A 19,576-nucleotide genomic window follows, 5' to 3' on the forward strand; every position below is an offset into this window, starting at 1 on the left:
CTGTGATGACGCAATCCCGATGAGTGCCTACGAGGAGCAGGTATGGGACACGCTCAACGGGCGCAGGGAGCGCCGCAACAACCGCCGTGGGCTGCCGGACTGGGCGAATCCGCGCTCGGCCGCACCGGTGAAGTCGCAAGAAACGCCGTGAACCAGGTGAGGGACGCTGTGCCAGAGGGGGTCAAGAGACCGATCCGCCGCGCCGGTGACGCGGTCGCCAACAAAGCGGCGCGGCCGGGGCCCTCGCAGCTGTGACCGCGCTGCTCGAGCCGGCCACTGAGCGGCGTCAAACGTCGAATGGTTGCAGCTGTCCTTCAGCGTCGGCGTCCGGTGCCTCCGACTCCAGGTTTGGTACTGGCTGTTCCACCGGCGATGCATCCTGCGCGTCGTCTGAATCGTCCGAAGCAGTGGGCCGGCCCGCCTCCCCGCTTCTCCCGTTTCCGCCTCCGCCTCGTCGTCCTTCGGTGTCGGCAGGACGTACTCCTGCGCCAGGCCGGCCAAGTGGAGTGGCAGGGGCAGGGCAAGGGCCTGGTCGTAGTCCGAGGGCTGGCGGAGAACGTGGGCAAGAAGTGCAAGGGACTTCGGGTCGTCGCCATCGCCCCGGTGGCAACCGATGACGGCAATCTCCAGCAACCCCGGCATCCAGGCCGCCTGGCCTGTGTCAATGGTGGGTTCGCCCTTGCGCTCGCCCTGAGCGATCGGCCGGGGCGAGAGCTTGTCAGCGGTCACTGCCGCGTGCTTGAACTGCACGGGCTTAGCCGTCGTGCTGAAGAAGACGCGGGCGTCCTCGGCGGCACCCTCCGGCACCCACAAGCCCTGTTGGATACCGTTCGGCTTGCCCTTTTGGGCTTTCCCCCACCACTGCGGTGTCTCGTTCCGGGCGCCTGCGCGGACTCGGACCAACCGCAGGTCGGGGTCGAGGCGACGAGCGGGCGCAAGCCCATCTTGCAGGCGATCCCGTTCGATCCGGCCGTCCTGGAGCCAGGTCCAGTGCGAGCGGGCGTTGTGCGCCTCGGCGAACAGGACGGTTGGTGCGGTGCGCAGGGACGTACGCAGGCCCTGAAGCCACTCGGCGGCCTCACGGCGCTGCCGTTCGCGTTCTTGGTAGAGCTTCGGGCGTTCCACCTCACCCCCCGTCTCCGCCTCATCGGGGCCGGCAGCGCCGTCCCGTGGTCCGCGCTGGCCGGGCACAACGGACGTGACCTCTGCCTTCGTGGTCAACCTCAGCAGGAGCTCGGGGTAGGGGACCCAGGCACCGGCGCCGGAACGCGCCTCGGGGTCCCAGCCTTCGATGCGGGCCGCGCCGGTGACCTCGGGGTCGGGGGTGACCATGACGCCGACCGGGACGTAGGCGGCCCAGCGATTCCGGGTCGTGCGGTTCTTGCGGACCATCCACAGCGCAGCGTGCCGCAGGCCGTCGGGCAGTCCTTCGTTTACAGCATGCCATGGCACGGTGCGCGCGCCGAGCTGCCGCAGACCATCGTTCCAGGCGCTGAGAGTACGGTGCCTCAGGCTGGACGCTGTCTCCGCACCTTTACCGTTCTCGTCGCCCGCCACGGGCACCGTGATGAACTGCGTGACGAAGCCAGCCTTGGCACAGCCGAGTCGCATGGCGAACTTCGGATCGTGCAGTCTGCTCGGGTAGGACGCGGGGCGGCCGATCTCCACCACAGCGAGAGCTGGCGCATCGGTGGTGCGTTCCGCGGCCAGCCACTGTGCGGCGCTGTCACGGCGGGCTGCGGTTGCGGCGGCCACCTGGGCATCCTTGATGCGAGTGCCGGTGGGCAAGTCGAGGGGGGCAAGGAGACTGTCGGCGGTGCGGTCACCGAGCCCAACGAGCGGGCGCAGACAGTGAACCCTCACAGTCAGCTCCGGAGCGGACCATTCGTGGACAACCGGCGCGCCAGCCGTGGCGTTGTCGTACTGCTGTGCAGTGAAGGAACCGCCGTCTCCCTTGAGGCCGAGATGCTCTGCGAGTGAGGTCAGGGCGGCATTACGCAGCCGCGATGACTGCCACAGGAGCCGTGCCTCAAGCACGGGAGCGCCGCCCTGACGCACCACGCCGTTGAGGGCGTCCAATGCGTAGGCTGTCGCCAGCCGGCGCTGGGTGCACTGTTCCGCTTCGACCGACTCCTTGTCGCCCTTGGGGATGTTCGCGGGTGTGCCACGGTCGATCAGCGAGAGGTCCGGGGCTCGGCGCAGCTCGGACGTGAGAGCGCCTTCCGCCCAGGCTGTGAGCTGCGAGAGCTGGTGCGCCATGAAGCCGGTGCCCACGTCGTGCCGGCCCATCGCGGTGCGGTGCAAGACACCGGCTCGGGCGTCGTCGCGCAGCCAGGACGCGGGGTCGGTCAGGATCGCGTCGACGTCCGGGAAGGGCTCACCCAGGGGGAGCCCGGCGAGCATCGCCGCAGGGCCGCCCGCGCGCCAACGTTCGGCGAAGTCGCCCTTCTCACCCAGCTCCTTATCCCAGTAGCGCTCCAGACGAGCAATGGCGAACCGCTCACTACGGGGGGTGCCCGGCAGGAACGGCCTGCGCGGACGCAGCAGGACGGTGGTGCTCACGCCCCATGGGAGGTGCAAACGGCCCGTTTTGGCACTGGTACGAGTGGCCCAGCGGCGAACCGACCAGCGGAGGTTGAAGCGCGGCAGCGGGTCGAACGGCACAGTCTGAAGGGTGATCGATAGCGTCACCGACCACCAGGAGTCATGCTTCTCGTCAGGCCCAGCGAACCGGATCGGCTCGGAAACAAGTTGTGCACCCTGGTCGCGCGGCCCGCGCGGCATGGCTCGGAAGAAGAGCTGCCCACCGTCGTACGGGTACGGTCCCAAGGCAAGGATCCGGCGGGCCAGCCAGTCGGGGCTGAGGCTGTATTGGTGCGCTGACGGACGCGCGGTGCCACCTGGCGTCGCGTCATGCGGCATGAGTTCGTGGTGGACTGTCTCCCAGCGTGGCGGATGGGCGGCCAGTTCTGCGATGGTCTCCTGCAGCAGGCCCCGAAACTCGGGCTCGGGCCGCAGGTCACGCAGCCAGTGCTTCAGCACGGTGTCCAAGACCGGGCCGGGGAGCGGGTCGGGGAGGTCGGCGGGCGCACACAGCCAGTGGGCCGGCGCGTCCGGGTTGCGGTCGTGGAAGGGACGTGGCAGCGCGAGGACATCGGGGGCGAAAGCCTGCAGAACCTGTTCCAGGCGCCAGGTCGGTGCTGTCTTCCACGGCTCTTTGCCCGCTGCTACCCGGGGCGCGTTACACAGGGTCAGCACCGCGTCCCGCCACTGCTCGGGGAAGGGCAGTACGCGGTAGGGCGCGGTATGAGAGGCGAAGGCGTCGGCCGGGCACCAGGCTGTGGTGCGCGCGGAGCGATAGACGGGCGGCATGGAACAACTCCTCGCAAGGTGAAGCGGGGGTCAGCGGTGGGTCATCGTGCTGAGGGCGTTGTAGAACGGCTGATACAGGAGACGGACCAGTGCGCGAGCCTCCGGGTCGAGGTGGGGCAGGGCAGTGTCAAGCCCGGCCTGTCCGGTGTGAGGCGGGTCCGACAAATAGGGATCGAGGATTCCGGCGAGTGCATGGAGCAGGCCGTCGGTGCCCGGCACCTCGGTCACTGAGGACGGCTGGCCCATGCTGCCGGGTGCGAGCTGTCTCGCCAGGCGAGGCGAGAAGGCGGCATCGACGAACACCACACGGGCGGGCACTCCGCCTCGCACCAGACGGCCGATGACCTGCCACAGCGTTACAAGCTGGTCCCAGGCAAAGGCCCGCTTCTCCCAGACGGGCAGTGAGCTGTAGGCGTACCGGCGGTTGAGCAGTCGTCGCCATTCGCGGCGGCCCTGGTGGCGCAGAGCTCGGGCCGCCTCATCGAGCGAACCTTCCTTCTCCATGAGTTCGGTGAGCGTGTGGGGACCGTCGAGGCTGTCGCGGCGCGGCTGGTCGCGCAGCATGCCGCTCAACCAGTCGTTGACGGCGAATACGGACAAGTCGAGGTCGTCAGGGCGAGGGTGGGGGCGGACCAAGAACAAGGCCGTGCCGAAGGCCGCTTTGCCCTCCTCGTTGAGAATGTTGTGGCCGCGCTCGACCGCCAGAAGCGGAGCGACCAGGACTTCCGCAGTTTGATCATCGGCGAAACGGGCCACGTCGCCACGCCGTAGTGTCGCGTGAGTGTCGTCCGACTGCCCCGGGGCAGTGCCGGCAGGTCCGTCGCTGTTGTGGGCCTCATCATCCGGGATAAGCGCACTCACCTTGCCGCGCCAGGCGTCGAACCGGTGCAGCGCCTCGGCCACCGCCGAAGCTTCCCGGTAACTGCCCACGAGGACCAGCGCTCGACGCCTGGTCGTCTCGGGAATACGGCTGATTTCCTGCCCCAGCACCGAAGTGCCGCCCGGCCCTGGTTCGCCAAGCCGCCGGGCCATAGCAACCGCCTGGGCAAGCCGGTCGCGAGGCGGTGTGCCGGAGAGGCTCATCGGACGGCCGTCGCGGTCGTAGAGGAAACGGGTGGCGAACGAGGTCTGGGCCACGGCAGCCAGGGACGCGTCGGTGGGCTTGAGGACGAGGCTCACCGGGACGCGGACGTGGGCACGGCTGGACTCGCCGGCCCAGCTGGTACCCGACATCAACACGACGTGCGGGCCACCCAGGCCGGTACCCGGATCGGCGCCGAGGCTGTTCAGGTTCAGCAGCAGCTCGCGCCCGACCCCAGCACACCGGAAGAAGCGCAGAGTGCCGCCGCGGCGACCGGCATCGTCGCGTTCCTCGCCATCCGGGAGGTACTGGTAGCCGAGGATGTTACCCATGGGCGCCTCGGGCACCAGCGGTGCGTAGTCCAGCGGAACGCGCCGGGCCAGCTCCCTGCCCTGAGAGTCCAGTCGCAGGGCGGCCTCCACGTGCGGCCACAGAAAGGTGAGTCGTTCCAACCTGTGGTGGAGCGTGCTGAGCAGCAGAAGGAACGAGAGCCGCAGGCACAGGACGTCCCACCAGTCCTTCGTCGGCTCGGACGGGGGCGCGGCGGATGCGGGCTGCTCAGCCCGTACTTCTTCCGTCACCCGGTCGACGAGCTGACCGGCCAGCTCTCGCACCCGCTCCCTCGTGCGGCCCGCTGCCATGTGGTGAAGCAGGGCGTCGGCCGTGTCGGTGAGGACACCGGTAAGCGGGTCAGGGGTATCGCCTTCTCCGAACGGATCATCGCGGAAGGCATCCCAAGCATCCTCGAGCAGGCGGCGGACCGGGGAGAGTGCGAGGTGCGGCAAAGTGCCAGGCTCGTGCACCACGTCGTCATAGCCCTCGTAGAGTTCAGCGCTGTCGTCGACCATCTCGTCCACGGCAGACGCCTCCCGTTCCGGCTGGCACCGGACGCCTTCGCGGTGGCGCTCGGCCACATCGCTGAACAGGTCATCGAGCAAGCTCTGCTGGAGAGTCCACGGGCTGAAGTAGGCGGGATCAGCCCACTCCCGGAGGTCCTCGTCCTTGATCAACAGAGCGCAGAGCGGGTCGACGGCAAGGGTGACAGTCCCCAGTGCCCGGTTCCATTGGGCGACCTGGCCGTCGGTCAACGGCAGGCGCGCACGCCTGCTCAGCTCCTCGATCTTGTAGCGGTTCAGTTGGTCGAGCCAGGAGTCGGTGTCGGGGCGAACCAGGGTGCCAGATGGGGTGAAGAGGCGGTCCAGCGCCATTTGCACGCTGTCCGCCTCGTCCACGAAAATCAGGTCGCTGCGCAGACACGCCAGTTCCAGCTGGCGTAGCCGCTCGTCGTTGAGGTGCGCGGGCACCTGGCTCTGCACCAGGCTTGCCGGGTTCGCCACCCAGATCAAAGCGTCGACCTGCGCGCGGGCAGCCGCGTGGCGCGGGCATTCGGCCCACAGAGGGCAGCCATGGGGGCGGCCGGGCAGGCGGTCCGGGGCGGGAGTCTGGCGAGATCCGGTGTTCCTCCGGTCGGGATTCCATTGCTCCAGGACGACCGATTCCGGTTCCGCCGGGCCGCGCTGTGGCTCGGGATGCAGCCGAGTGCATGGCGCGTCGCGGTATTGCAGCGGATCGCCGTCGACACCGCGCAGACCGCTCACCGCGCAGGCGGTGCTCAGCAGGTCGAAACCGGGGTCGTCGTGGTCGAGGAGGTTGTCGAATCCTCGGGCGGACAGCCGCCGGTGCAGCCGCTGGACGTGTTGTTCACGTGTGGTGGCGCCAAGTACAGGCGCGACGGCGATGTCGAGTGCCTCGAAGAGACCGCACAGCCGTAGCTGTTCGGCGACGTCGCCGACGACGAGGGTGGTGCGCAGCGGGATCTCACGCCGGGCGGCCCAGACGGCCACCAGAATCATGAACGTGCTCTTGCCGGCACCAACCATGCCTGCCAGGTGCACCATGCCAGCCAGTTCGAACTCGTCGGCCTCGATATAGTTCGTTCCCTCGGCATTGCGGGGCGCGAACCTGACCCCCTCCAGCCGCTGTTCCCAATGACCGGGATGCGGGACCTCGGCCTCGCGCTCGCGCTCGTCCATCCACCGGGCCGTTGCGCACAGTTCGATGCGGCGCACGCTGAGCGGCTCGCCGCCCCCGGGCCGTTCTGCGGCAAGGTCGTGGCCGGCGGGGTTGGCGCGGACTAGCTGCTCGGGAATGGTGACCGAGGCATTGCGGCGGCGTTCCTGGAAGGAACTCGTCCCTGCTGGCGCCAATTTGAGGGCGCGGGTGAGGAGGTCCGGTAGCCGGCGAAGGGCCTGGTCGTAGACGTCCATCCGGCGCCCGGCCACCATCGGCACCAGGGGTCGGGGACCGCCGGGAGCTCCGGTGGGCGGCAGCTCGTAAGCCCGCAGTCGGTCGGAGACCAACCGGTAGGAATCCAGTGCTTGCCGCCAGGCGCGCCGCCGCAGCGGCCATAGGAGGTGCCGGGCAGCGGCGAGGGCCATGCGCTGCCACGGCTGCTGCGCCAGCCCGGCGCGATGCGCAAACGGATAGCCGCCAAATAGCACATAGGCGTCCACAGCATCCGCCGTAGGGGCAATCCGTTCGAGCAGCCGCAGGCCCAACTCGACACGGCACAACTCGACCGGCCCGAATCCATCCGGAGCACCGGCCTCGGGCCACTCGCCTCCCAGCTCCCCCGCTACCACCTCGCACCAGGCTTTCTCGTCACGCATCTGTGCCCTCCTGGCTGTCGGTGCGGGTGCCACGGTGTGACTCGGCCAACCGCTGGCGGGCAGCCCGGGTCAATTCGTCATCGGTGAGCAGCCGTACGGCAGCGGCCGCCACGGGCCGGGCTCGCTGAAACGCCTGCTGATAGCCGGGGCGCTCGCGTACCCGGTAGACAGGCACCACCCAGAACGCTTCGTCGTACGGAGGATCGGGCCGCACTGGGCGGGCGGCACGACCGAGGAAGGCCGGGTGCGCCCAGTCTTTGACGTCGATAGCCCAGCGGTGGCCGTCTGGGAAGACCACAAGCAGGTCGTACGAATCGAAACCGGGCCACATGGTGACGTCGAGGCCCAGACCGGTGAGCCGGTCCTCCAGTTCCACCTCGGCCAGTCCGGGCCCGGTGACGTGTCGACGCAGCGGGCGCTCCAGCTGGTACACAGCGCCGGCGTGAGCCGCTTCGATCAGACGGCCGACCGGTGGGTCTCCCTGCCGTCGGCAGCGATCCCGCTCGCACCACCATTCACCGCCCGCAAGCGGCGTCAGCAGTGTTCCGCAGCGGCCGCACACCGCGTAATAGCCGTCCCGGCTCCAGGAAAGAGGGACCTCCGGGTAGATCAAGTCGATGAGCTCCCAGACCGGCTCCAGCGTGAAGTCGCCGTGCAGGGCGAAGAGTTCCTGGGCCGTCAGCACCGGCCGCCGCACTAGCAGGCTACGAAATTCGGTGTATGCGTCCTCCTCTCCGTGGCTGCGGCAGCGATCCAGAGCGGTCCTCATCACCTGCTGGTCGCGATGCCGGACAGCCGGGTCAGGCGCCAAACGCTCCCATTCGCTCCACTCATGGCATAGCTGTGTGGGGCGATGCGAGTAGCGGTCGAGCAGTACGTCGTCCGGGCCGACAGCGTCCGACGGCAGAGACAACGGCCAGTCCTCCAACGGGATGTCAGCACAACGCTGGACGAGTTCGGCAAGTGAAGCGGGTGGCCGGAGTCCGACGCGCAACCAAGCGACGACCGCCCGGTCCAGAGCGAGTTGGACGACGGGAGGGTACGGAAGACAGAAGGCATCCAACCCAGTGGTGTGGTCCAGGACGCACAAGGCCCGAGCTACCGTAGCCAGCAGCGGCACGCCGTCATGGGCAGCCCAGGCGTCGAGCGTTTCGGCGGACGAATCAAAGGCGGCAAAGGGACTCGCGGGCACGGGTTCCACTCCAGGTGGTGCGACAAGCGACATGACGGAAACAACGGGAACTTCCCTCAACCTGCGGCAGCCACGCGCTTTTTACCAGTGGCACACCAAGACAGCGCCTCGCAGCCCATGCAGTCGTAACCGGGCCGGGGCACCGCGTCGTAGCGGGTCTCGACGGACCAAGGCACGGTGTACGAGGCCAGGACGATACGGGCATGTTCGACCGTGGCCTCATCGCCCGGATCGAACTCCTCGAGGGACACCCCGTCCGGACGAAGAATCTCCAGTTCCACGCGGGACCGCCGCGAATCGCCGCCGAGCACCCCGGCCGCCAAGAGCAGTACCGAGAGGGCGAGCTGCGGATGCTTCTCCAACAGAACGGACCGACCGACCGGTGGAAACGCACTGGTCTTTGTCTCGCGGACGACCACGCCGCCGCGTTCCTCGTAGACCAGGTCGCACGAGGCGATGACCGTAACATCGGACTGTGGGTCATACGCCATCACTCGATGCTGCGGGCGGAACCGCGTCGCCGCCGGATTGTCGAGCGGGCACCTGGCCCGGTGGGCCCGGAGCATGCCGAGTGCGGGGGCCAGTTCGTCGTCGGTGAGGCCGGGCAGGTGTGCGGGCGGAGGCACCTCGCGGCATGGCGAAGCGCCCGCCATGGCGTGCCGGGCGTTGAGCCAGCCGTCGACGGCCCGGCCTCTGCGCACGGCCTCGCTTTCTTGAACGGAGGCTGGCAGCTTGAGTACCCGGGTCAGGTGATAGCGGGCAGGACAGTCACGGTGTGCTCTCAGATCGCTGACCGATACCGTGCGCCGCTTGCGAGGCTGCGTGGGAGGTGGGAGCTCGAGAAGAGCGGGCGCCCGCGGTACGACGGAGCACTTGGATAACACCTTGCAACCCGCGCAGTGGGCGCCGGCGATGCGGTCGCGGCCATCGAGAACGCGACCGAGCCGGGGCACGACGTGCTGCACATGCAAGTCCATGATCTCTTCAGCGGTCCAGTCCGCGAAGACGTCGGTCTCGGTTGTACGCAGAAGACGGACCCGGCCTTCGGTGAGGCCGGCGGAGTAGACCCGGACGCGTTCTGGCCGCGGCGGCGGCGCCTGGTGCCTGAGGGCCGGCGAGTGATGCCCGAAGGGAGGGATGCGGGCCGGAGTCCCGAAATACAGGACAGAGGCAACAGCGGCAAGTTCGGGCAGCGCGAGACGCTCCTTGGCATCTCCCTTGGCGGGAATCACGAGTTCACGCAGCGTCGCGTCGTCCGAGATGTACTGCCTCCCCCAGACAGTGCGCTCGTAATTGGTGATACCACGCCTGTCGGGCTCCTCAAGCGTGCGGAATGCGATCCATGGGTCCGGGGCGCGGTACGTGCGGGGCAGGTCGGCGCTGTTGCGGCATTCTTGGTCCCTTTGCCGGGCACCGAGGTAACGCTCGACGGCCTCCACCGACCAGGTCACGTGCTGCGGCAGGCACCGGGATCGCGTCCGTCGACACTGTTCCAGGGCCTCGTCGACGCTCTGCGCCGCGCCGGATTCCAGTTGGTCGAGCAGTTCCTGCACAAGCGCGAACGGGAACTCCTCGCGTGGGGTGTTGGACGGAACCCGTTTCGCAGCGAACACGTCGCGGCGAACGCTGAGGGCACGGTCCATCGAACAACCGGGCTCTTCGTCGCGCAGATGACGAACCGGGATACGGGCCAAGCGCCCAACGCCGACCGTACCGGGAGGGTTGCTCCAGGGCTGCACGGTGCCAACTCCTCGCAGTCTCGACGGTGAGGGCATCACCGTGACAGAGACCTGTGAACAAAGTCAAGGAACACAAGATTCTGCTGTAGCTTGATGCCTGACGGTTCGCCAGGAGAGGTAGGGAGTGGGCGTGGTGGAGCCATGGCCGGCGGGCAAGAAGCTCGCGGGCAGATTCAGCCGCGCCGGCGAAGGCGCCTGGGGCGGGATGGGGGTTGTCTATCAGGCGACCGACGACCGGCATGTCGAGCGGACGGTCGCAGTGAAGTTCCTGTGGCCTCGAGACCCGGAGGCCACCCTGCGCGGGTACCGGACTCCCACCCCACAAGAGCTACGGCGTTTCGACCGCGAGTGCGAAATGCACCAACGCTTCGGTGGCCGGGGCGTGCCGGCCTTCGTGCACGCCGATCTCTCACTGCCGCGCCCGTACCTCGTCACGGAGTATGTCAACGGCGTTGACCTATATGCTTTTCTCACCCGGAACAGACCCACACTGTCGGCTGCGGCGAGCGTAATCGTCCCGCTGCTAGAAGTGCTCGGTCGGGTGCACGGCGCGGACGTGGTGCACCGGGACGTCAAGCCAGCCAACATCCTGCTGGCCCGACGCGACGGCGTCGTATACCTCACGGACTTCGGCATCGCCCTGCCGAAGGATCCGGCGGCCACCCGGTACACCAACGGTCGGACGCCCGGCACGATCGGCTACATGGCCCCGGAGATCCACCGCGGCGAACGCAACCCGGGCCCGGAGGCCGATCTCTACAGTGTCGCCTGCATAGCGTTCCAGATGGTGACCGGGCGGCTGGTCTTCGAGGCTGGCCACTCCGATTACGACCTGGCTCGCCTGCACTGCGAGGAGCGGCCGCCGCTGCTCAGCGACGACATCCCCGGCCTACCGTCCGACATCGTGGATATTACGGACCGTATGCTCGCCAAATCGCCCGCGGATCGGCCACCTCTGGAGCTGGCGCTTGAGATCTGGCGGCCCCTGCTGCCCTCGCCGGGCGACCCCGCTCCACGCCCCGCCCTCGACCCGGACCCGACCCTGCCCCACCGCGTCTCAAAGGCCGCCGCCGCCCCACGCTCGGAACCGCTGCCCACGGGTCCACGCCGCCCTCGGGTGCATCGCCGACCCGTCGGCGGTCCCACGCGTTCCGTGCTCCGAAAGCTGCACTCCGAGGCCGAGATCGAAATCGAACGCGGAGAACCGGACAAGGCCGTCGACGAGCTGACCGCAATGCTGGTGCACGCCGAGCAGCACCTCCCTGGGGCGGTTCGCGAGGTGCAGGGGGCGCGCCTCGTCGTGGCCCGTGCTCACCTGCTACGCGGACAGACCGCCTCGGCGGGCCGCATCTGCCGGGATGTCGCGAGGCGACTCGCGGACGCATCTGCTGGGACCGAAACCGGCGACCTGCGAACACGGGCGCGGCTCGGCGTGGTCCAGGTGATGGCTGCGGAAGGAAGTCCGGTTCAGGCTATGGCCGACGCCTGGCTGGAGCTAGCCGAGGAACTTGTGGCCTGGCCCGGGTCGGGACCATCCCCTCAGACCATTGAGGTCTGCTGGGAAGTGGGACTCGAGGTGCAGGAACTTGTTCAGGACGCGGGGCAAGGTGAAGTGTCTTCGGTGCTGCCCCAGGCGATCCGCAAGCTGCTGGATCGCCTGCCAGGGCCAGCTTGACGAGCTCCGCGGAAACTGGCCCCATGCCTCTGCCGTGCTGCGCTCCTCACTCCCCCGTCAGCCTGCCCTGGGCCAGCAGCCCCGACAACATGCCTGATAGCACATCACCGTGCCTGCCCAGGTCGGCCACCGCCTCCCGGAACCGGACCAGTCGGCGGTAGACCTCCCCGATCCGCCGCTGCTGCGCCGACGGCGCACATAGAACGCGCAGCCGGCGTACGTCGACCCGAGAGGAAGAGGAGGCACGCGTCCCTGCCCGCTGGTCGTTGCCCGGCGCGTTTAGACACGCGGCGAGGAAGAACGGGTCGAGCAGTGCAGGATCGGTCCGCAGTCGGACGGTGTGGGCACCGAGTAGTCGCGGTCCGGCCGTTTCGACCCAGACGTCGAATTCGCCGAATGTGGTTACGACCACGACGTCGCCGAAAGACGTCAGGACCCCCAGTCCCTCAGCCTCCAACTCGGCAGCCTGCGCCGCGGCGACCCATGGTTCCTCGCCCCGTGTGGCCCATGGATTGACGACGCGCAGAGCATCATCCGCCGGCGCTCCCTGCTGGATCAGATCGTCAGCGAGAACCTTGCCAGGCGCCACGTCCAGAGCACCGGAACGCTCCAAATCACCCACGAAGGTGTAGCCGAAGTTGTCCGGTACTACGAGACTCGCCTCCTGTCCGCGAACGCCCTTGGCCGCATCATCCATGTCCATCAGCACCTTGTCCCAGCCGGACCAGGCACGGCGCAGCTCCACCGGCCCCACGGACCGCTCGGTCACGGTGCGGCGAGAAGGCGTCAGGTCAGTCTCTTCGCCCAGCAGTTCCGCGGTTGGCACCCGTGTGACGCCAGGAAGGTCACTTCCACGCAGGGCCGCCACAGTGCGCTGACGAAGACCGTCCCAGTCGACGGCCATGCCGCGACCGGTGAGCGCAGTAGTCCGGCAGTCCGCTGCGTCAACGAAAATCACGTCATCCGCGGGGACTTCACGGGGCGCCGCCAGCAGCCACAGGTGCAGCCCCACCCCATGCGGCGGCGCGCTCCCGGGCGGCAGCGCTACTACAGCTCGCACAACTCCGTTGCGCACCAACCCTGCTCGAATTCGCCGTCCGGCCCGGCGCGAAGCGACACTCGGCGGTAGGACGAGCACTGCGACGCCCCCAGGCTCCAGTACGGACAGACAGTGCTGTACCCATGCCAGCTCGGGCTCGGTCCGCGGTGGAGCGCCATACGTCCAGCGCGGATCGGTCGCCAGTTCGTCGTGCCCCCACGAACGTTCGTTGGACGGTGGATAGCTCAGAACCACATCGGCGCAGGAGGCATGCCGCAAAGGGGCATCAAGCATTGTGTCTGCAGACTGCACGTGTCGCTCAAAGCCCGCGAACTCCAGAGCCAGCCTTGCTCGAGTCAGGCGAGCCACAGCAGCATCGTTGTCGACCCCTGCCAGCGCAGGCGGAGGTACCTGCCCCGACCACCGCCGACCGGACGCAGCCAGCAGCGAACCCATTCCGCAAGCAGGGTCCAGCACCCGACGTACCGGCGCACTATGGTCGCGGAGTTCGGCCGCCAGAGCCACCATGGTGTCGGCCAGTTGGCGGGGAGTGACGATCAGCTGACGTACGTGGACAGCGTGCCAACGATCCAGTAGCACGGCGAAGGCCTCTTTAGGCGACTGACGAAGGGCCAGCCCCACGATCTCGTCTGCCAACCTCTTCTCGGCAGCTCCGGGTTCCGGGGCTCCGCGCGGCGGGTTCATCGCCGGGGTCGCAAGGCGCTCCCCCGCCCAGGCCAGTAGGTGGGCCATGCCGTCCCGGTCGCCGAGGTCCTCGATCCGCGGCCAGAGACGGTCCCAGCCGCTGGAGGATTCGTCAATCTTGCCGTGCCGCAGAAGCCAGGACTCCGCATCCGCCAACGAGAACAAAGGGCTGGCATCCGTGCCGCCGACTGGCTCTGGGAAGTCGCTACGCCGCCGCCTCCAGTTGCTCACGGCCGCGCGACCGACTCCGGCAAGCCGCGCGATCCCTGCAAGGCTGAGCGTGACCAGTTCGTCCTGCTGCTCCATGGCCATGGTCTCTCGTTTCAGGGATGGTGTGACTGGATGGGGCGGACACCTACGTACCCGACACACGGCGCGCACCCGACGAGCGCAGCCTACGCGTTGACTCTGTCAATGTTGCACCGCCAAGCTGTCGTTCCCTACACCGTGCCGGTTTCGGACCGGCCGCTACAGTGAGAGGGTAAATGCCGGGCCTTGGTGGCACTTCCCACCTCCCACCGGCTCGGTGTGGGTCCCGGCTATCCGCCACGCTGCTCACGGCCTGGGAATGATGATTGAGCTGAAATAACTAATGAACGGCCCGGAACTGCCACCGGTGCCACGGATGCGGGCGGAGCCCCAGCCAAGAGCGAGCTTCTAACCACACCGAGTTATGTCGTGAGGCCCCAGCCGCCGTCCTTCTTCGGGAGCCGATCGCATTTACCGGCTCCCGAACCTCGTCACTGACATGAGCCCAGACGCGCTCGCAACAGCGCGTCAAGCACCTGCACGGGCGACTTGGAGCAGATCGCCAGCCGGGCGTCGAGCCCTGCCTCCCATTGCGCGGTCAGGCCGGCCATCAGCCGTTTGCGCATGCCAGGGGTGACATGGGCGTAGCGGGCCGAGACGGAGCCGTCGATGTGGCCCATGCGCTCGTCCATGAGCACCTTCTCCGTGCCAAGGTCCTCCATTACCGTGCGGTGGGTGTGGCGAAGGCCGTGCGGAGTGAGCCCCTTGGCGATCGGCGTCCAGCAGGCGTCGGCACGTCCGCCGGCGCCTCGCCCGCGGGCTGGGATTCCCGGCCAGGGTTCGCCGATGAGGGGTACTGGGCGTGCTTTCTGCGGTGCTTTCTGGGGATACCAGCCGCTGACCGCAGGGGTGAACAGCCAGGTGGCGAAGCCGTTCCTGCGCCAGTGAGCCGTATGCCCAGATACGGTGCCGCCACGGACGAATCCGAGGTCCGCGATAGCCTTCTCCACCAGGGCACGGGTGGATTCGGTGACGCGGTCCGGGCGATTGAGCACGTTGGAAACCGTCCCCGTGGAGACTCCCGCGAGGCGTGCGACGTCGACGAGTTTCGCGCCCTGGTGGCCACCGGTGCGGGCCGCGCCCTGTCCGCGGAAGACGTAGGTCTTCCCGTGGCAGGCGCACGGCACCGGTTTGGTGCGGGCGATGTGGTTGGCGACCAGGGCCGACAGCCAGTCGGTCGAGTCGATGGTGCGGTAGCTGTCGTCCTTGGGCGGGCAGCGGGCGAACTCGCCGGTGTCCAGTTCGTACAGCTGCCACTCGACTCGGATGGAGGCTGGCCTGACAAACTCGGTCTCCAGGCCGACGATTTCGCCCCAGCGCATGCCGGTGTACGCCTTGAGTACCACGGCCACGAACTCGTCGTCGCGGCCGGAGAGCAGGGCTGCGCGCTCGGCGATCAGCAATACGCCGAGCGGGTCGGTGACGACCTTCTCCGGGCCGCGGTCACGGGAGCGGCCGGCTCGTTTGCCGCGGCCGCGCCGCCTGGCGGCCGGGTTGGACGTGATGAGTCCTTCGTCGATCGCGTCCTCGAAGATGAGGTGGAGGGTCGAGCGCCAGGTCTTGACGCTGGAGGCCGCGTACACGGCCCTCTCCTTCTTCTCCCAGACGTCTATGTCTCCGCGCAGGATGCCGGCGAGCGCCTTGTCCTCGAACTCGGGCAGCAGGTGTTCCTCGATGTGGCGGCGGTAGTTCTGCATGGTCGAGGCAGCCAGGTCCTGGGCCTCGTACCAGCGGTTCGCGTACTCGCCGAAGGTCTCCTGGCCCAGCGTCGGGTCGCGCCAGTCGCCGCGCCGATACTTGTTCTCGGCCTCACTCGCGGCTCGGTGCGCCTCCCCTTTGGTGGCGAACCTGATGGCCTTGCCGCTGCCGTCGACGACGGTGAGGTGCTTGCCGGGTGCGATCTTGTACCTGCCGCGCCAGTAGCTTCCGCGCTTCTCCGCGAAACCCACGGAGTCCCTCCCCTTCTTGTGTCGTCTAACTACGCGGCGATCTCGTACTGATCCCGCCGGGCTCGGCGAGGAGGCCGGGCGCGAAGCCGGACCGAAGTCGCAGCCGGCAGAGAAGAACGCTGCGGGGACGTGGGCTTGGCGGATCCGGGGAGTTGGGTGGGCTGCTGGGGGTGGGCCGGGCGAGTCTCGTGCATGCGGATGATCTCCGCGAGGTGATCGGCGCTGAAGCGGTAGGCGCGGCCGACGCGGGTGAAGGGGATCAGGCGCCGTCGGGCTCGGTCCTTGACCCACCAGGCGGAGCAGCCGAGGACGGCAGCGACTTCCTCGGGTCGGTATAGGCGAGGCGTTGGACTCTCAGCCGGGGAGCACTCGGATATGGGCAGCCGCCTGCCTATCTGGGTGCGGGTGGGGGTGGCGGCGGGCATGGCGTGGTGGCGCACGTGGCGTCCTGTTCTGGCTGGCTGCGGGAGCGGCAACTCCGTGGGCCTGCCGGTGTGGTGTTCAGGGATGGGCGGTGCGGTTTCGCGGGGGTGGTGGGGTGGGGTTATTCGGTGTCCTTGTGGTCGGGGGTGGGGCGGCGAGGGCGCTGCTGGTAGGGCTGGGGGAGGCCGGTGAGTTCTTCGGCGATGGCCAGGGAGGCGGCGGCGTCGGCTTCTTCGCGGACGTCGGGGTGTTCTTCGAGGTAGGCGTCGAGGGCGTCGCGGGCTTGAGCGGCGGCGAGGTTGGCCATGTGGGCGTCGCGGTAGGCGCGGCGGATGTCTTCGACGAGTTCCATGGCGCGGGTGTGGGCGGCAAGTCTTGGGGGGCCGACGAGGTTGGCCAGGGAGATGCCGAAGACCTCGGCGAAGCCGAGGGCGTCGTTGACGTTGACGCGGCGCTGGTGGTTTTCGATGCGCCAGACCGCGGAGGGGTTCATCTCGTAGCCGGCGGCGTTGAGGCGGTCAGAGACGGCGTTGGTGCTCCAGCCGCGGGCTTCGCGTTCGAGTTTGATGCGTACGGCGATGTTCTCCTCGCCGGCGAGTTGGGTGATGGCCGGGCCGGGCAGGTCCTGGCCGGGTTCCTGGTTCTGGTGGTTGGCGGCCACAACCCCAGCCTCCTTCCGTTCGTAGTACCTCTCTGCGGATCGCAGGAAGAGTACTAGGATACACGACGTTCTGCCGATTGCAAGTAGTTGCTGCGATCCGCAGGATTGTGGTATCGTCTTACCATCCCCGCTCCCTGCCCACCAACCCCCGGACCCGCCCCTGAAACGACCCCAAACGCGACAAAGCCCCCGGCGCTGAGAACGCCGGGGGCTGAAGCAAGAACCTCTGCTACGACCGCCCATCCCTGAACGACCACAACCGGCACACGGCCCCGGGGTTGCCGCCCCGAAGCCCGCCAGGAGAGGAACTTCCGTGTACCAGCGTACGGCCCCAGCCGCCGTGCCCGCACCCCCTGACCGTCATCGCGACGCGAAGGCGGGGTGGTGAGCGGTGGCGCGCATCCGCACCATCAAGCCCGAAGCCTTCGCCTCCGAGTCCCTGGCGGCAGTGTCCCTGTCCGCGGAGCGGACCTTCTTCGGCCTGCTCACCCAGGCCGATGACCACGGCCGCCTGCGCGACCAGCCCGCCGTCATCGCCGGCCTGCTGTGGTCCCTTCGTCCCGACCACGGACCCCTCGGCGTCGAAGACGACCTCACCCAACTCGCCGCCACAGACCTGATCTGCCGCTACGAAGGCCACGACGGCAAGCGATACCTGCACATCATCACCTGGCACCAGCACCAGAAGATCGACCGCCCCAGCGGGGCCCGCACGCCCCCCTGCCCCCAGCGCGACCACACCCCAACCGGCGCCCCGGCACGGAGCACGCGGCGAGTCCTCACCGAGGGCTCAGTGAGGGCTCACCGAGGACTCACCGAGCCCTCCACCGATCGCCGTGAGACGTCACCGAGTCATGAAGCCGCAGGCCAGACCGCGTTCGACGAGCCCTCGTCGAGGGCTCAGGGAGGGCTCAGTGAGCCCTCGCTGAGCCCTCACCGTCCGGATCTAGGACCTAGGATCGTGGATCTAGGATCTGTCCCTTCGGGGGGCGCAAGCGCCCCCGCGCCCACCCCCACCGTCTCGGCGAAGCAGCTGGTCGGCGAGTACATCGCCGCATGCGCCCACCGCCCGCCGGAGAAGTTCCTGGCCCGTCTGGGACGAGAGGTCAACCAGCTCCTGGCCGAAAACATCGCCGCTGACCACATACGGTCCGCCCTGGACCGCCTGCGCGCCAAGGGCCTGAGCCCCAGCGTGCTGCCCAGCCTGGTCAACGAGGCCATGAACGCCCTCCCCCACCAGGCCGGCAGCCGCCCCGCGCACCGGGCGTGGACCAACCCCACCGACGTCGAGAACGCCTACGGCGGTGACCTGTGACCACCACCACCCGCGAACCGCGCACCGCAGGCGGCGCGGTGAACCGCCTCGCCGCCATCCTCACCGCACGCGGCATCAACCCAGCCGCCCAGACAACCACCCCGGAACCGAAACCGGTCACCGCGGTACAGCTCGCCGACGCCCGCATCCCGCCCCGCTACCGCAGCGCACTGGCCGACCACTCCCGCGTCACCGCCTGGGCCGACGAGATCACCCGCACCGGCAGGCGCGGACCAGGCGGCGTTCCCGGCATCGCCACCGGCCCCTCGCTGCTGATCGCCGGACCGACCGGTACCGGCAAGACGTACCAGGCATACGGCGCCATCCGCGTGCTCCTCACGGCCGGAGTACGGCTGCGCTGGGAAGCCACCACCGCCGCCGACCTCTACGCAGCCCAACGCCCCCAGCAAGGACACGCCGACCCCGAACAGCAGCTCCAGCGCCTCGTCCGCACCCCGCTGCTGCTCCTGGACGACCTCGGCGCCGCCAAACAGTCCCCGTGGACCGAGGAACTGACCTACCGCCTGGTCAACCACCGCTACAACCATCTGCTGCCGACACTGGTCACAACCAACCTGCCCGTCGCCGACCTGCGCGAGGCCATCGGCGACCGCACCGCCTCCCGCCTGGCCGAAATGACCGACCGCGTCATCCTCACCGGCCACGACCGCAGAAGGCACCCCACCGCGTAACGCCCCCGCGCTTTCCACGACGCCCCTCCCGGTCAACCCCACCCCCCCACCACCTGTTCACGGCTCCGCTGACGCCTGCCCGCGTGCGGAACCCACGCCCTCCCGGAGACACCTGCATGCCCGAAACCGCCCGTTCCGCCCGCCCCGCCCACCGGGCCACCGCCTGGGACCGCGCCGCCATCACCGTCCTCGGCGGCGCCGGCTGCGCCCTCTCGTACGATGCCCTCCAGCAGATGGCCACCGCCATCCACATCCGCCCCACCCTGACCTACCTCTTCCCCACCGTCATCGACGGGTTCATCGCCTACGGGGTGCGCGCCCTCCTCGTCCTGCGGAGGGCACCCTTCCGCGCCCGCCTCTACATCTGGACCCTGTTCGCCACCGCCACCACCGCCAGCATCTGAGCCAACGCCCTCCACGCCGTCCGCCTCAACCAGCAAACCCACCAACCCGGACTCCACCTCGACAACACCACCGTCGGCATCCTGTCCACCCTCGCCCCACTCGCCCTGGCCGGCGCCGTCCACCTCCACATCCTCATCACCCGACACAGCACACCCGACCTCCCCCACCCCCAGCAGCCCTCGCCAGCCCCCGCAAGCGGAACCGAGCAGGAGCGGACCGTCGCTTCACCGCCTCAGCCGCAACCTGGTCCCGCGCCCGAACCTGAGCCGCGGCACGACAAGGAAGCCGAGCCCGCATCCGGCGGACCGGCTCCGGTCCGGCGGATCGGCCGACCGCCCAGCGCCGAACTC

Annotated in this window: 12 protein-coding genes; 4 read left to right on the top strand and 8 right to left on the bottom strand. The window is 68.6% G+C overall.

Annotation, left to right across the window (positions count from 1 at the left end; all coding sequences use genetic code 11):
• Window positions 1–27: 27 nt before the first annotated feature.
• The 4 genes from VSR01_RS17600 to VSR01_RS17615 are packed head-to-tail and all read right to left on the bottom strand — an operon-like array spanning window position 28 to window position 10,053.
• Window positions 28–3,372, bottom strand: coding sequence for a pPIWI_RE module domain-containing protein (locus VSR01_RS17600; RefSeq protein WP_326450173.1), 3,345 nt, complete (start codon window positions 3,370–3,372; stop codon window positions 28–30).
• 30 nt (window positions 3,373–3,402) lie between these two features.
• Window positions 3,403–7,122, bottom strand: a complete 3,720-nt coding sequence (locus VSR01_RS17605; protein ID WP_326450174.1) for a hypothetical protein — start codon at window positions 7,120–7,122, stop codon at window positions 3,403–3,405.
• Window positions 7,115–8,314: a restriction endonuclease-related protein gene (locus VSR01_RS17610; RefSeq protein ID WP_326450175.1), complete on the bottom strand. Its 1,200-nt coding sequence runs from the start codon at window positions 8,312–8,314 to the stop codon at window positions 7,115–7,117. Before VSR01_RS17610 ends, VSR01_RS17605 begins: the two co-directional genes overlap by 8 nt.
• Window positions 8,315–8,370: 56 nt before the next feature.
• Window positions 8,371–10,053 carry a PD-(D/E)XK nuclease family protein gene (locus VSR01_RS17615; protein ID WP_326450176.1) on the bottom strand — a complete coding sequence of 561 codons (1,683 nt, stop codon included), beginning with the start codon at window positions 10,051–10,053 and terminating at the stop codon, window positions 8,371–8,373.
• A gap of 124 nt (window positions 10,054–10,177) precedes the next feature.
• Here VSR01_RS17615 and VSR01_RS17620 point away from each other — a divergent pair, with 124 nt between their 5' ends.
• A complete protein-coding gene (locus VSR01_RS17620; RefSeq protein WP_326450177.1) occupies window positions 10,178–11,728 on the top strand; it encodes a serine/threonine-protein kinase in 1,551 nt (516 codons plus the stop codon).
• 46 nt (window positions 11,729–11,774) lie between these two features.
• On the opposite strand, the gene VSR01_RS17625 is transcribed toward VSR01_RS17620, so the two are convergent.
• The 4 genes from VSR01_RS17625 to VSR01_RS17640 form a co-directional block, all read right to left on the bottom strand.
• A complete protein-coding gene (locus tag VSR01_RS17625; RefSeq protein ID WP_326450178.1) occupies window positions 11,775–13,784 on the bottom strand; it encodes an N-6 DNA methylase in 2,010 nt (669 codons plus the stop codon).
• 428 nt (window positions 13,785–14,212) lie between these two features.
• On the bottom strand, window positions 14,213–15,730 hold the full coding sequence (locus VSR01_RS17630; protein WP_326450179.1) for a LacI family DNA-binding transcriptional regulator: 1,518 nt from the start codon (window positions 15,728–15,730) through the stop codon (window positions 14,213–14,215).
• A 29-nt stretch (window positions 15,731–15,759) separates the two neighbouring features.
• Window positions 15,760–16,155, bottom strand: a complete 396-nt coding sequence (locus tag VSR01_RS17635) for a helix-turn-helix domain-containing protein (protein WP_442785680.1) — start codon at window positions 16,153–16,155, stop codon at window positions 15,760–15,762.
• A 119-nt stretch (window positions 16,156–16,274) separates the two neighbouring features.
• On the bottom strand, window positions 16,275–16,775 hold the full coding sequence (locus tag VSR01_RS17640) for a helix-turn-helix domain-containing protein (protein ID WP_326453694.1): 501 nt from the start codon (window positions 16,773–16,775) through the stop codon (window positions 16,275–16,277).
• A gap of 430 nt (window positions 16,776–17,205) precedes the next feature.
• Between VSR01_RS17640 and VSR01_RS17645 the strand changes: the two genes are divergently transcribed.
• From VSR01_RS17645 to VSR01_RS17655, 3 genes are all read left to right on the top strand, one after another.
• Window positions 17,206–18,129, top strand: coding sequence for a hypothetical protein (locus VSR01_RS17645; protein ID WP_326450180.1), 924 nt, complete (start codon window positions 17,206–17,208; stop codon window positions 18,127–18,129).
• Window positions 18,126–18,821, top strand: coding sequence for an ATP-binding protein (locus VSR01_RS17650; RefSeq protein WP_326450181.1), 696 nt, complete (start codon window positions 18,126–18,128; stop codon window positions 18,819–18,821). The genes VSR01_RS17645 and VSR01_RS17650 overlap by 4 nt, the downstream gene beginning before the upstream one ends.
• 116 nt (window positions 18,822–18,937) lie before the next feature.
• Window positions 18,938–19,225, top strand: coding sequence for a DUF2637 domain-containing protein (locus VSR01_RS17655; RefSeq protein ID WP_326450182.1), 288 nt, complete (start codon window positions 18,938–18,940; stop codon window positions 19,223–19,225).
• Window positions 19,226–19,576 lie beyond the last annotated feature (351 nt).

The organism is Actinacidiphila sp. DG2A-62, assembly GCF_035825295.1.
GTDB lineage: Bacteria > Actinomycetota > Actinomycetes > Streptomycetales > Streptomycetaceae > Actinacidiphila.